Source organism: Lentisalinibacter orientalis (assembly GCF_040706535.1).
Classification (GTDB): Bacteria; Pseudomonadota; Gammaproteobacteria; order Steroidobacterales; family Woeseiaceae; genus Lentisalinibacter; species Lentisalinibacter orientalis.
Window position 1 is genome coordinate 1,612,868 of the sequence record NZ_JAPDRJ010000001.1, and the last position, 13,128, is coordinate 1,625,995.

Below are 13,128 nucleotides of genomic sequence, written 5' to 3' on the forward strand. Positions count from 1 at the left end.
GTGCTGCTCTGGCTCACCGAATACCTGACCCGCTTCGAGACGGGCTTCAACGTCTTCAGCTATCTGACGATGCGCGCGATCCTGGGCGCGCTCACGGCGCTGGTGATCTGCTTCGTGGTGGGCCCCTACATGATCGCCCGCCTGTCGCTGCGCCAGATCGGCCAGACGGTGCGCGACGACGGTCCGGCCACCCATCTGCTGAAGGCGGGCACGCCCACCATGGGCGGCGCGCTGATCCTGATCGCCATCGCCATCAGCACGCTGCTCTGGGCGGATCTCTCGAATCGGTTCGTGTGGGTGGTGCTGCTGGTCACCCTCGCGTTCGGCGGCATCGGCTTCGTGGACGACTACAAGAAGCTGATCCTGAAGGATCCCACCGGCCTCGCGCCGCGCTTCAAGCTGCTGTGGCAGTCCGTGTTCGCCGTCGGCGCCGCGGTGTTCCTGTACGTGACTGCCGTGGATCCGGTGGAGACCTCGCTGCTGATTCCGTTCCTGAAGGACGTGGCGATCCCGCTCGGGGCGGCGCAGATGGTGGTCACGTATTTCTACATCGTCGGTTTCAGCAACGCGGTCAACCTGACCGATGGCCTCGACGGCCTCGCCATCATGCCTTCCGTGCTGGTCGGCGGCGCGCTGGGCGTGTTCGCCTACGTGACCGGCAACGTGAATTTCTCCGAGTACCTCGGCATCCCCTACGTCGCCGGCACCGGCGAAATCCTGGTGTTCTGCGCGGCGCTGGCCGGCGCGGGCCTCGGCTTCCTCTGGTTCAACACCTACCCGGCGCAGGTGTTCATGGGCGACATCGGCGCGCTGGCTCTGGGTGCCGCGCTCGGCACCGTCGCGGTGGTCACCCGCCAGGAGCTGATCCTGGCCGTGATGGGCGGCGTGTTCGTCGTCGAGACGGTCTCGGTCATGATGCAGGTGGTCTCCTACAAGCTCACCGGCCGGCGCATCTTCCGCATGGCGCCGCTGCACCATCACTTCGAACTGAAGGGGTGGGCGGAGCCGAAAGTCATCGTCCGGTTCTGGATCATCACCGTGGTGCTGGTCCTGATCGGCCTGTCGAGTCTGAAGATCCGATGATGGGCTACGCCGACAGCAAACCGCTCTACGCGCGGGACGAGGCCAGCGGCAGCGGCAGCGCCGTGGCGACGCTGGTGCTCGGCGCGGGCGCCACCGGCCAGTCGGTGGCACGCTGGCTGGCCCGGCGCGGCCTCACCGCGCGCTTCGCCGACAGCCGCCCGGCGCCGGCCGGGGCCGAGGTGCTGCGCTCGGTGCTGCCCCGGGCCGAGATCCACACCGGTTCGTTCGACACAGCGCTGCTGCAGGGCGTGGACCGGCTGGTCGTCTCGCCGGGCATCCGGGACTCCGAGCCGCTGCTCGAGGCCGCCCGCGAGCGCGGCCTGCCGGTGCTCTCCGATATCGACCTGTTCGTGCAGGAGGCCGAGGCGCCCATCGCCGCGGTGACCGGTTCCAACGGCAAGAGCACGGTGGTCTCCCTGCTGGCCGCCCTGTGCGAGGGTGCCGGCGTGAAGGCGCTGGCCGGCGGCAACCTGGGCACGCCGGCGCTGGACCTGCTGGACGAGCCCCGGCCCGACTACTATGTGCTGGAGCTCTCCAGCTTCCAGCTGCAGCGCACCGCCCGGCTGCCGGCGCGGGTGGCGACCGTGCTGAACCTGAGCGCCGACCATCTGGACTGGCACGGCACCATGGACGCCTACGCCCGGGCCAAATACCGCATCTACCGCGACGCCGACATGGCCGTGACGAACCGGGCGGAGGCACCGCCCGCAGGCGTCGACCTGCCGGAGCGGCGCATCAGCTTCGGCGACGACGCGCCGGCCGCGGGCCAGTACGGCCTGCGCGAGGCCGCCGGCGAGTGGTGGCTGGCGCGGGGCGAGGAAGAGCTGCTGCCGGCCGGCGCGCTGCATCTGTGCGGCCGGCACAACTGGCTGAATACCCTCGCCGCGCTGGCGCTCGGCGAGGGCCTGGGGCTCGACATGGACGCCATGGTGGACGCGGCCATCGAGTTCCGCGGTCTGCCCCACCGCAGCGAGTTCATCGCCGAGCGGGACGGGGTCACCTGGATCAACGATTCCAAGGGCACCAATGTGGGCGCGGCCGTGGCGGCGGTGCAGGGCATCGAGACGCCCGTCGTGCTGATCGCCGGCGGCGACGCCAAGGGGGCCCGCTTCGACGCCCTGGCGGAAGCGCTGCGCGGACGGCTGCGCGCCGCCGTGCTGATCGGCCGGGACGCGCCGCGCCTCGCCGAGGCGCTGGGCCCGGTAGGGCCGGTGGAGACGGCCGCCGACATGCAGAGCGCCGTGGCCCGGGCGGCGGCGCTCGCCGAGCGCGGGGATACGGTCGTCCTGGCGCCCGCCTGCGCCAGCCTGGACATGTACGCGGATTACCGCGCGCGGGGCGATGCGTTCCGCGCCGCGGTGGAGGGGCTCGACCCGTGAGCGCCGCCAGTTCCGCAGCCCTGCCGTTCCCGGTGCGTCTGATGCCGCAGCTGTCGCTGGATCCGGTGCTGGTGGCGCTGACGTCCACGCTGCTGCTCGGCGGCCTGGTCGTGCTCGCCTCGGCGTCCATCGCGGTGGCGGACGGCGGCGAAGTCGGCAGTTTCGCTTTCGTCTGGCGTCAGCTGCTGGCCATCGGCGTGGGTCTCGGCGCGGCGGTGTTCATGCTGTGCGTGCCGACGACGTTCTGGCAGCGCAGCGGCTTCCTGCTGGTGCTGCTGGCGCTGGCCCTGCTGGCGGTGGTGCTGATCCCGGGCGTCGGCCACGCGGTGAACGGCTCCACCCGCTGGCTGCGTGTGGGCAGCATCACCATCCAGGTGTCCGAGCCGGCGCGGCTGGCGGTCATCCTGTATCTGGCCGGCTACATCGTCCGCCGCGGCCAGGATCTCAGCAGCCACTTCGTCGGCTTCCTGAAGCCGATGGTGGTGATCAGCTTCGCCGCGGTGCTGCTGCTCGCGGAGCCCGACTTCGGCGCGGCCACGGTGCTGGTCGCCACGGCGCTCGCCATGCTGTTCATCGGCGGCGCGCGCATTCGGGACTTCCTGGTGTTCTTCGCCGCGGCCGTGGCCGCCCTGGCCACGCTGGCCGTCACCTCGCCGTACCGCATGCGTCGCCTCACCGCGTTCCTGAACCCCTGGGAGGATCCCTACGACAGCGGCTTCCAGCTCACCCAGTCGCTGATCGCCATCGGCCGCGGCGAGTGGTTCGGCGTGGGCCTCGGGGCGAGCGTGCAGAAGATGTTCTACCTGCCGGAGGCGCACACCGATTTCGTCTTCGCCGTGTTCGCCGAGGAGTTCGGCCTGCTGGGAGCGCTGGTGCTCATCGGGCTGTTCCTCGCCCTGGTGTGGCGCATCCTCGGCCTCGCCAGGAAGCTGGCCGAGGCCGGGCAGTGGTTCCAGGCCTATGCGGTATTCGGCTTCGGCATCTGGCTGGGGCTGCAGGCGTTCATCAACATCGGCGTGAACATGGGCCTGCTGCCGACCAAGGGTCTGCCGCTGCCGCTGGTGAGCTACGGCCGCAGCAGTCTCATCGTCACGCTCGCCGGCATCGGCTTCGTGCTCAGGGCCTGCCACGAACTCGCGGCCGCGCCGGTCAGCACCGGCCGCGGCCGGCGGCGCAAGAGGGCTTCGTCATGAGTGCGCGGCCCATCCTGATCATGGCAGGCGGCACCGGCGGCCACGTTTACCCGGCGCTGGCGGTCGCGGACGCTCTGCGGGAAAGCGCCCGCGAGGTGGTGTGGCTGGGCACCCGCCGGGGGCTCGAGGCGCGGGTGGTGCCCGCCGCCGGCATCGAGATCGAGTGGATCGGTATCTCCGGCCTGCGCGGCAAGGGCCTCGTGACCCGGCTGCTGGCACCGTTCCGCCTGGCCGTCGCACTGGTGCAGTCGCTCCTCGTCATGATACGGCGGCGCCCGGCCGCGGTGCTCGGCATGGGCGGCTTCGTCAGCGGCCCCGGCGGCGTCGCCGCGTGGCTGACGCGCCGTCCGCTGATCATCCACGAACAGAACGCGGTCCCAGGACTGACGAACCGACTTCTGGCTGGCTTAGCCCGGGTTGTGCTGCAAGCCTTCCCGGGCAGCTTTTCCAGCCGCATTCCGGCGCAGACGGTAGGTAATCCGGTGCGCCGCGACATCGCCGCGCTGCCGCCGCCCGCCGAGCGCCTGCGCGGGCGCGCCGGCCCCCTGCGGTTGCTGGTGCTTGGCGGCAGCCAGGGCGCCCTGGCGCTGAACCGCCTGCTGCCCTTCGCCGTCGCCGCGCTGCCCTCCGGGATCCGGCCCGAGGTACGCCACCAGGCCGGGGAGCGGACGCTGGACGCCGCCCGGGAGGCGTACGGGGTCGCGGGGGTGGATGCCGAGATCGCCCCGTTCATCGAGGACATGGCCGCGGCCTACGCCTGGGCCGATCTGGTGGTCTGTCGGGCCGGCGCGCTCACCGTCTCCGAAGTGGCGATGGCGGGACTGCCTGCCGTGTTCGTCCCGTTCCCGGCGGCGGTGGACGACCACCAGACCGCCAACGCCGCCGTACTGGTGGAGGCGGGAGCGGCGCTGGTCGTGCAGGAGCGCGACCTCACGCCGGAGCGCCTGGCCGCCGCCATCGAAGAGTTGGGCGGCGACCGGGAGGCGCTGCTGGTGCGGGCGGAGCGGGCCCGCGCAACGGCGGCGCCCCGGGCGCTCGCGACGATCACCGAACTCTGCCTCGCGGCGGCGGGAGGTGCCCGATGATCGATCGCATGCGCAGGGTGCATCTCATCCACTTCGTGGGCATCGGCGGCACGGGCATGAGCGGCATCGCCGAGGTGCTGCTGAACCAGGGCTATCAGGTGCGCGGCTCGGACCTGCGCGCCAACGCCGTCACCCGCCGTCTCGAGCGCCTGGGCGCGGATGTGCGCATCGGCCACGACCCGGCCCACGTGGCAGGGGTGGACGTGGTGGTGATCTCCAGCGCGGTGACGCCGGACAACCCGGAGGTGCTGGCCGCTCAGGAGCGCCGCTGCCCCGTGGTGCAGCGCGCCGAGATGCTGGGCGAGCTGATGCGTTTCAGCCGCCGTTCGATCGCCGTGGCCGGCACTCACGGCAAGACCACCACCACCAGCCTGATCGCGAGCGTTCTCGCCGAGGGCGGTCTCGATCCCACCTTCGTCATCGGCGGCCGCCTGAAGAGCGCGGATGCCAACGCGCGGCTCGGCGCCGGCGACTACCTGGTGGCCGAGGCCGACGAGAGCGACGCCTCGTTCCTGCACCTGCAGCCGATGATGGCGGTGGTCACGAACATCGATGCCGACCACATGGAGACCTACGAGGGCGACCTGCGGCGGCTGCATCAGAGTTTCGTCGCCTTCCTGCACAACCTGCCGTTCTACGGCGTCGCCTTCGTCTGCCTGGACGACGAGGGCGTGCGCGGCATCCTGCCCGACATCGGCCGCGCTGCCGTCACCTACGGAACGGTGGAGGACGCGGACGTGCGCGCCACCGACATCCGCTTCGACGAATCCGGCAGCCGCTTCCGGGTCAGCCGGCCCGGCGATGCGCCGGACCTGGACGTGCGCCTGTCCCTGCCGGGCACACACAACGTGCTGAACGCCCTGGCCGCGATTGCGGTGGCGCAGGACCTGGAAGTGGCCGACGACGCCGTGCTGGCGGCGCTGGCAGGTTTCGAGGGCATCGACCGCCGCTTCCAGGTGCACGACGGCGTCGCGACCCGCGCGGGCCGCATCACGCTGGTGGACGACTACGGCCATCACCCCACCGAGGTGGCGGCCACGCTGGAGGCGGCGCGCCAGCGCTGGCCGTCGCGGCGGCTCGTGCTCGTCTTCCAGCCGCATCGCTACACCCGCACCCGGGATCTGCTGGACGACTTCGCCGACGTGCTGTCGCGGGCCGACGCGTTGCTGCTGCTCGAGGTCTATGCCGCCGGCGAGACCCCCATCGCGGGCGCCGACGGCCGCGCCATCGCGCGGGCGGTGCGCAGCCGCGGCGCCGTCGAGCCCGTGTTCCTGGAGGATCTCGGTCGGCTGGCCGAGGTGCTGCCGGGCATGCTCCGCGACGGCGACGTCGTGCTCACCATGGGCGCCGGCGACATCGGCGCCGAGGCCGCAGCCCTGCCGGAGAAGCTGGCCGAAGGGCGACTGAGGAGCGTGAAGCCATGAACGCCGGGACGATGAGACAGCAGCCGGCCGGCGATCTGCGCCGTGACGAGCCCATGTCCCGTCACACCTCCTGGCGGGTCGGCGGGCCGGCGGACCTGTTCTTCCGGCCGGCCAGCGTGGCCGACCTGGCTGCCTTCCTGCGCGAGCTCGATCCGGCGACGCCGGTGCACTGGGTGGGTCTCGGCAGCAACCTGCTGGTGCGCGACGGCGGCATCCGCGGGGCGGTCATCGCCACCACCGGCTTGCTCTCCGCGCTCGAGCGAGAGGGCGAGACCGGCGTGCGCGCGGAAGCCGGCGTGCCCTGCACCCGGCTCGCACGGCGCTGCGCCCGCTGGGGTCTCGGCCCCAGCGCCTGGTTCTCTGGCATACCGGGCACCGTCGGCGGCGCACTCACCATGAACGCCGGCGCCTTCGGCGGGGAGACCTGGGACCGGGTGGTGCACGTCGAGACCCTGTCCCGGGGCGGCGAGCTGCGCGAGCGCACGCCCGACGACTACGAGATCGGCTACCGCAGCGTGCGCGGCCCCGCTGACGAATGGTTCATCGCGGCGCACTTCCACTTCGAGCCGGAAAGCGAGGCGAGCATCGAGCGCCTGAACGAACTGGTGGAACGGCGCAAGGCCACCCAGCCGATCGGCCTGCCGAGCTGCGGCTCCGTGTTCCGCAACCCGCCCGGCGACCACGCCGCCCGGCTGATCGAGGCCGCCGGGCTGAAGGGCCGGCGCATCGGCGGCGCCGTGGTCTCGGAGAAGCACGCGAACTTCATCATCAACGACGGCGGCGCCACGGCCGCCGACATCGAGGCGCTGATCGACCTCGTGCAGGCCACCGTCGAGCGCGAGCACGGCGTCAAGCTGCGCCACGAAGTGCGCATTCTGGGGGAGGCCGCATGAGCGCCGCGGACGTGGTCAGGACCGTGCACGATGCCGCCGCCTTCGGCCGGGTGGCCGTGATGTACGGCGGCTCGTCGAGCGAGCGCGAGGTCTCGCTGCGCAGCGGGGCCGCCGTGCTGGCGGCGCTGCGCGAGGCGGGCGTGGACGCCGCCCCGTGGGATCCGGCGGAACGCCGCTACGCCGACTTCCTGACGGCGGGATTCGACCGGGTCTGGATTGCCCTGCACGGACCGGGCGGCGAGGACGGCACGCTGCAGGGGGCGCTGGAGTGGGCCGGGATTCCCTACACGGGCAGCGGCGTGATGGCCTCCGCGCTGGCCATGGACAAGGTGCGCAGCAAGATGCTGTTCTCGGCCGCCGGGCTGGCGACGCCGGCCTGGCGCACGGTGAGCGGAGAGGCCGGGCTGGAGGCCGCGCTCGCTGCCCTCGACCTGCCGCTGATTGTCAAGCCTGCGGGCCAGGGCTCCAGCGTCGGCATGCGCCGCGTGGAGAGCCCGGCCGAACTCGCGGCGGCGTGGGCCGCCGCCGCGGACTACGACGACGAGGTGATTGTCGAGGAATGGGTGGACGGCGAGGAGTTCACGGTGGCCGTGCTGCAGGGGGCCGCGTTGCCGTCCATCCGCATCGAGACGCCAAGGGTCTTCTACGACTACGCGGCCAAGTACGAATCCGGCGATACCCGCTATCACTGCCCCGGCACCGACGAGTCCGCCCTCGAGCAGGACCTGCATCGCCAGGCGCTGGCCGCCTTCCGGGCGCTGGGCTGCAGCGGCTGGGGCCGGGTGGACTTCATGGTGGGCGCCGACCGGGTGCCCCAGCTGCTCGAGATCAACACCGTGCCCGGCATGACCGGCCAGAGCCTGGTGCCCATGGCCGCCGCCGGGGCGGACATCGACTTCTCCACGCTGTGCTGGCGCATCCTCGAGACGAGTATGGCCGAGCTGCCGGCCGTGGAGACACGGAGGTCGGTCAATGGCACGTAAGCAGGCGAAGCGCAGAAAGGCACCGCGGCAGAAGCCGGCCGTGCAGCTGAAGCTGCCGCAGATTCCCGTGACCGGGATCCTGACGGCGCTGTGCGCGCTGGCGCTGATCGGTGCCACCTACCAGCTGAGCGCGCTGGCCCTCGACCGGCCGATCCGCGCCGTCACCATCGATGCGCCTTTCCAGCGGGTGACCGAAGCCCGCATCGAGGAGGCCATCGCAGAAGGCCTGCGGGACGGCTTCCTGAGCGCCGACCTCGGCGCGATGCGCCGCCGCCTGGAGGCGCTGGCCTGGGTGGACGCGGCCACCGTGCGGCGAGAGTGGCCGGACGAACTCAGGGTGGCGGTGAGCGAGCAGGTGCCGGCGGCGCGCTGGGGCGAAAGCGGGCTGCTGAACGTGCGCGGCGAGCTGTTCCTCACCGATGCGCGCCACATCCCGGCGGAGCTGCCCCGGCTGTCCGGGCCCGAGGGCAGCGCGGCCGAGGTGGCTTCCCGCTATCTCGCGGTGCGCGGCCTGCTGATCGAGGCGGGCCTGGACCTCGCTGCCGTCCGGCTCGACGCCCGCGGCGCCTGGGAGCTGACGCTCACCAACGGCATCCAGGTCCGGCTCGGCCGCCGGGCGGTGGACGAGCGCCTCGCACTGTTTCTGGAGACGGTCGTCGACATGGTCGCGGCCAGGGAGGGAGACATCTCACATATCGACATGCGCTACTCGAACGGTTTCTCCATTGGCTGGAAGGAAGCGGCCTGGGCGAGTCGGGACGTGGACGAATCGCCCGCCGTGGCGGCCAGGGGGGCAGGCTAGATGTCCAGGAAGGCGGACAAGAACCTCATCGTCGGACTGGATATCGGCACCTCGAAGGTGGTGGCGATCGTGGGCGAGCTGTCGGAGGCCGGCGAGATCGAGGTGATCGGCATCGGCTCGCATCCCTCCCGCGGCCTGAAGAAGGGCGTGGTGGTGAACATCGAGTCGACGGTGCATTCGATCCAGCGGGCCATCGAGGAGGCGGAGCTGATGGCCGGCTGCGACATCCACTCGGTGTACACCGGAATCGCCGGCAGCCACGTGCGCAGCCTGAACTCCCACGGCATCGTCGCCATCCGGGACAAGGAAGTGAGCCCGAGCGACGTGGAGCGGGTCATCGACGCGGCGCGGGCGGTGGCCATCCCGGCCGATCAGAAGATCCTCCACATCCTGCCGCAGGAATTCATCATCGACAGCCAGGAGGGCATCCGCGAGCCGGTGGGCATGTCCGGCGTGCGCCTGGAGGCGAAGGTGCACATGGTCACGGGCGCGGAGAGCGCGGCCCAGAACATCGTCAAGTGCGTCCAGCGCTGCGGCCTGGAAGTGGACGACATCGTGCTGGAGCAGCTCGCCTCCAGCTATTCGGTGCTGACCGAGGACGAGAAGGAGCTCGGCGCGGCCATCGTCGACATCGGCGGTGGCACGACGGATATCGCGGTCTTCTTCGGCGGCGCCATCCAGCACACGGCGGTGATTCCCATCGCCGGCGACCAGGTCACCAACGACATCGCGGTCTCGATGCGTACGCCCACCCAGTACGCCGAGGACATCAAGATCAAGTACGCCTGCGCGCTGTCCCAGCTCGCCAACCCGGACGAGACCATCGAGGTACCGAGCGTGGGCGACCGGCCGCCGCGGCGACTCGCCCGCCAGACCCTGGCGGAGGTGGTGGAGCCGCGCTACGAGGAGCTGTTCACGCTGGTGCGCGACGAGCTCAGGCGCAGCGGCTTCGAGGAGCTGATCGCCGCCGGCATCGTCGTGACCGGCGGCAGCGCGAAGATGGAGGGTGCCGTGGAGCTGGCCGAGGAGGTGTTCCACATGCCCGTCCGGCTCGGCATCCCCCAGTACGTGAAGGGCCTGTCGGACGTGGTGCGCAACCCGATCCACGCCACCGGCGTGGGGCTGTTGCTGTACGGCTACGAGAACCTGACCCGGCAGGAAAACGAGGTCCCGATGGGGGGCGGATTGAAAGAGGTGCTGGCGCGCATGCGTGCGTGGTTCCAGAGCCATTTCTAGAGAGCGGATGCCGGCGGCGGCGCTGCCGGCTGAAGGTACTGAGAGCAACGACATTGGAATGTTGAGAGCGGAGGAAGCGACATGTTCGAATTGATGGATGCATACAGCCAGAGCGCGGTCATCAAGGTGATCGGCGTGGGTGGCGGCGGCGGCAACGCCGTCGCGCACATGGTGGAGGCCGGCATCGAAGGGGTGGATTTCATCTGCGCCAACACGGATGCCCAGGCGCTGAAGAATGCCGAGGTGCGCACCGCGCTGCAGATCGGCTGCAATATCACGAAAGGGCTCGGCGCCGGCGCCAACCCGGACGTGGGCCGCCAGGCGGCCATGGAGGACCGGGACCGGATCCAGGAGGTGATCGAGGGCGCCGACATGCTCTTCATCACCGCCGGCATGGGCGGCGGCACCGGCACGGGCGCCGGCCCGGTGGTGGCCCAGGTGGCCAGGGAGCTCGGCATCCTGACGGTGGCCGTGGTCACGAAGCCCTTCGGCATGGAAGGCTCGAAGCGCATGAAGATCGCGGACCAGGGCATCGCCGAGCTGGGCAAGTACGTGGATTCGCTGATCACGATCCCGAACGAGAAGCTGCTGACCGTGCTCGGCGGCGAAACCACCCTGCTGGACGCGTTCCGCGCGGCCAACCAGGTGCTGCAGGGCGCCGTGCAGGGCATCGCGGAGCTGATCACCCGGCCCGGCCTCATCAACGTGGACTTCGCCGACGTGCGCACGGTGATGGCCGAGATGGGCATGGCGATGATGGGCTCCGGTGCGGCGTCCGGCGAGGACCGTGCGCGGGAGGCGGCCGAAGCGGCCGTCTCGAGTCCGCTGCTGGAGGACATCAACCTGGCCGGTGCGAACGGCATCCTGGTGAACGTCACGGCGGGCATGGACCTGTCCATCGGCGAGTTCCAGGAGGTGGGCAACACCATCAAGGAATTCGCCTCCGACGATGCCACCGTGGTCGTCGGCACGGTGATCGATCCCGACATGAGCAACACGATACGGGTGACCGTCGTGGCCACCGGGCTCGGCCAGCCGGCCATGGCCGCCGGCACGCCCATGCGGGTGGTGCGCCGGTCCGGGTCCGCACGTGCGGAACCGAATTACGGCGAACTCGAGAAGCCGACGGTACAGCGCAAGCGTGCCGTCGGTGACGGCATCAGCGATCTGGGGCTGCAGGAGGACCTGCTGGACATCCCGGCGTTCCTGCGCCGCCAGGCCGACTGACCGCTGACGCCTCCGCTCGGCCGGGGCGACCCACGGAAGGGGTCGCCCCGGCCTTTTTTCTTGCACTGCAAAAAAACGCTGTGATACCGTTATGGGTTGGTGCGTGAAGCAACGGTCGCAACTACCTGAAATCCGGCGTCTTTGCCGGCACGATTTTCGGTTACGTGACGTTGCTTTTTCGCAACAGGTGCGTTGCCACACGGTGGGTGAGCCGCGGGCAGCGTATAATGCAACTAGTGAACATTCGCGATCCGGCGGCGCTTTCCGCGGGATTGTCATTATTGACGGTCGTGCCGGGGAGAGGGCAGGGCCGCGTCGGGAAATGTAGCCATGCTGCAACAGAGAACGCTGAAAACGGCCATCCGCGCGACCGGAGTCGGCCTGCATTCGGGCCGCAAGGTCTATATGACGCTGCGCCCGGCTGCGCCGAACAGCGGAATTATTTTCCGCCGGACCGACCTGGAGCCGCCGGTCGAGATCCGTGCCGAAGCGCACCGGGTGGGCGAGACGATGCTCGGTACGACGCTGGTGGACGGCGACGTGCGCGTGGCGACGGTCGAGCACCTGATGTCGGCGCTGGCCGGTCTCGGCATCGACAACTGCTACGTCGATCTGAGCGCTCCGGAAGTGCCCATCATGGACGGCAGCGCGGGCCCGTTCGTCTTCCTGCTGCAGTCTGCGGGCATCGAAGACCAGAATGCCCCCAAGAAACTCATCCGCATCCGCAAGCCGGTGCGCATCGAGCAGGACGACAAGTGGGTGGAATTCCGGCCGTTCAACGGCTTCAAGGTGAACCTGGAGATCGCCTTCGATCATCCGGTGTTCAAGAAGCACGCCCAGCGGGCCTCCATCGATTTCTCCACCACGTCTTTTCTGCGTGAGGTGAGCCGGGCGCGGACCTTCGGCTTCATGCGCGACATCGAGACGCTGCGGGCGAACAACCTGACGCTGGGCGGCAGCATGGACAACGCCATCGTGCTCGACGACTATCGCATCCTCAACGAGGACGGCCTGCGTTACGACGACGAGTTCGTCAAGCACAAGATCCTGGACGCCATCGGCGACCTGTATCTGCTGGGCCACAGCCTCATCGGCGAATTCAGCGGCTACCGCTCCGGCCACGAGCTGAACAACCTGCTGCTGCGCCGCCTGCTCGAAGACGAGACTGCCTGGCAGGCGGTCACGTTCGACGATCGCCGCAAGGCGCCGATCTCCTACGCGAGCCCGGTATTCGCCTGAGAGGCTCTACTCGTCTTCGGGCCCGGGGTCTTCGCGCCCGGGGCGCACCAGCACGCTCACCGACTCGGCGGTGACGCCGTAGCGCCGCGCCGCAGCCAGCGCCTCGTCCGCGGCGAACCGCAGGCGCGCCGCCCATGCGGACGACTCGGTGACCAGCACCAGCGTGCCGTCGTCCCGCCGGGCGGCGGAGACCAGATGGGCGCGCGCGTCCTCGGACAGGGCGGCCCGCACCGCCGCGGTGAGGGTCTCCATGGCCCGGGCGCGCTCGACGATGCCGGCGAGCGGACCGTCGGGCCGGGAGAGCAGATTGCCGAGCTTCTTCTCGTTCATGGCTTCCGTGGATGTTAACCGCCTCACAGATTGACCCTGAAGGACCCCTCCGGCGCACGCAATTCCTTGAACTGCCGGCCTGCATTATGCATATTGACGGTCTCGATAAGGGCAAACCCGGTGTGAACCGGGGACGCAAAGCTTCCGGTCCGCGGGTCCCGAGCCCCGGACAGCGGGGTTGCCGGGATGACCATTAGACTGAAGCCGACATTGCTGCACAAGCCGGGCAGTCACTCCGGAGCGAGCGGTTTCGT

At 70.1% G+C, this 13,128-nt stretch carries 12 protein-coding genes and 1 riboswitch; of the genes, 11 read left to right on the plus strand and 1 reads right to left on the minus strand.

Going from position 1 to position 13,128, the window contains the following annotated elements:
- The 11 genes from mraY (at position 1) to lpxC (ending at position 12,544) form a co-directional block, all read left to right on the plus strand.
- A complete protein-coding gene (mraY, locus tag ACJMK0_RS07135) occupies positions 1-1,083 on the plus strand; it encodes a phospho-N-acetylmuramoyl-pentapeptide-transferase (RefSeq protein ID WP_405236866.1) in 1,083 nt (360 codons plus the stop codon).
- Complete coding sequence (murD, locus tag ACJMK0_RS07140) at positions 1,080-2,462, plus strand: UDP-N-acetylmuramoyl-L-alanine--D-glutamate ligase (protein WP_405236867.1); 1,383 nt, start codon at positions 1,080-1,082, stop codon at positions 2,460-2,462. Before mraY ends, murD begins: the two co-directional genes overlap by 4 nt.
- 41 nt (positions 2,463-2,503) lie before the next feature.
- Positions 2,504-3,655: a putative lipid II flippase FtsW gene (gene ftsW, locus ACJMK0_RS07145; protein WP_405237916.1), complete on the plus strand. Its 1,152-nt coding sequence runs from the start codon at positions 2,504-2,506 to the stop codon at positions 3,653-3,655.
- Positions 3,652-4,740, plus strand: a complete 1,089-nt coding sequence (gene murG / locus ACJMK0_RS07150) for an undecaprenyldiphospho-muramoylpentapeptide beta-N-acetylglucosaminyltransferase (RefSeq protein WP_405236869.1) — start codon at positions 3,652-3,654, stop codon at positions 4,738-4,740. Before ftsW ends, murG begins: the two co-directional genes overlap by 4 nt.
- Positions 4,737-6,164 carry a UDP-N-acetylmuramate--L-alanine ligase gene (gene murC, locus ACJMK0_RS07155; RefSeq protein WP_405236871.1) on the plus strand — a complete coding sequence of 476 codons (1,428 nt, stop codon included), beginning with the start codon at positions 4,737-4,739 and terminating at the stop codon, positions 6,162-6,164. Before murG ends, murC begins: the two co-directional genes overlap by 4 nt.
- Entirely contained in the window at positions 6,161-7,057 is an 897-nt protein-coding gene (murB, locus tag ACJMK0_RS07160) for a UDP-N-acetylmuramate dehydrogenase (protein ID WP_405236873.1), read from the plus strand. The genes murC and murB overlap by 4 nt, the downstream gene beginning before the upstream one ends.
- Complete coding sequence (locus tag ACJMK0_RS07165) at positions 7,054-8,040, plus strand: D-alanine--D-alanine ligase (protein WP_405236874.1); 987 nt, start codon at positions 7,054-7,056, stop codon at positions 8,038-8,040. Before murB ends, ACJMK0_RS07165 begins: the two co-directional genes overlap by 4 nt.
- The gene (locus ACJMK0_RS07170; RefSeq protein WP_405236876.1) at positions 8,030-8,842 is read left to right on the plus strand and encodes a cell division protein FtsQ/DivIB; all 813 of its coding nucleotides are present in this window, start codon (positions 8,030-8,032) and stop codon (positions 8,840-8,842) included. The genes ACJMK0_RS07165 and ACJMK0_RS07170 overlap by 11 nt, the downstream gene beginning before the upstream one ends.
- Positions 8,843-10,078, plus strand: a complete 1,236-nt coding sequence (ftsA, locus tag ACJMK0_RS07175; protein WP_405236878.1) for a cell division protein FtsA — start codon at positions 8,843-8,845, stop codon at positions 10,076-10,078.
- Between the two features lie 81 nt (positions 10,079-10,159).
- Complete coding sequence (gene ftsZ / locus ACJMK0_RS07180; protein WP_405232103.1) at positions 10,160-11,305, plus strand: cell division protein FtsZ; 1,146 nt, start codon at positions 10,160-10,162, stop codon at positions 11,303-11,305.
- A 330-nt stretch (positions 11,306-11,635) separates the two neighbouring features.
- Positions 11,636-12,544: a UDP-3-O-acyl-N-acetylglucosamine deacetylase gene (lpxC, locus tag ACJMK0_RS07185; protein WP_405236880.1), complete on the plus strand. Its 909-nt coding sequence runs from the start codon at positions 11,636-11,638 to the stop codon at positions 12,542-12,544.
- Positions 12,545-12,550: 6 nt separating this feature from the next.
- Here lpxC and ACJMK0_RS07190 read toward each other — a convergent pair whose 3' ends face one another.
- The gene (locus tag ACJMK0_RS07190; RefSeq protein ID WP_405236882.1) at positions 12,551-12,874 is read right to left on the minus strand and encodes a DciA family protein; all 324 of its coding nucleotides are present in this window, start codon (positions 12,872-12,874) and stop codon (positions 12,551-12,553) included.
- A 100-nt stretch (positions 12,875-12,974) separates the two neighbouring features.
- A riboswitch (cyclic di-GMP riboswitch) is annotated at positions 12,975-13,060 on the plus strand.
- Positions 13,061-13,128: the final 68 nt, after the last annotated feature.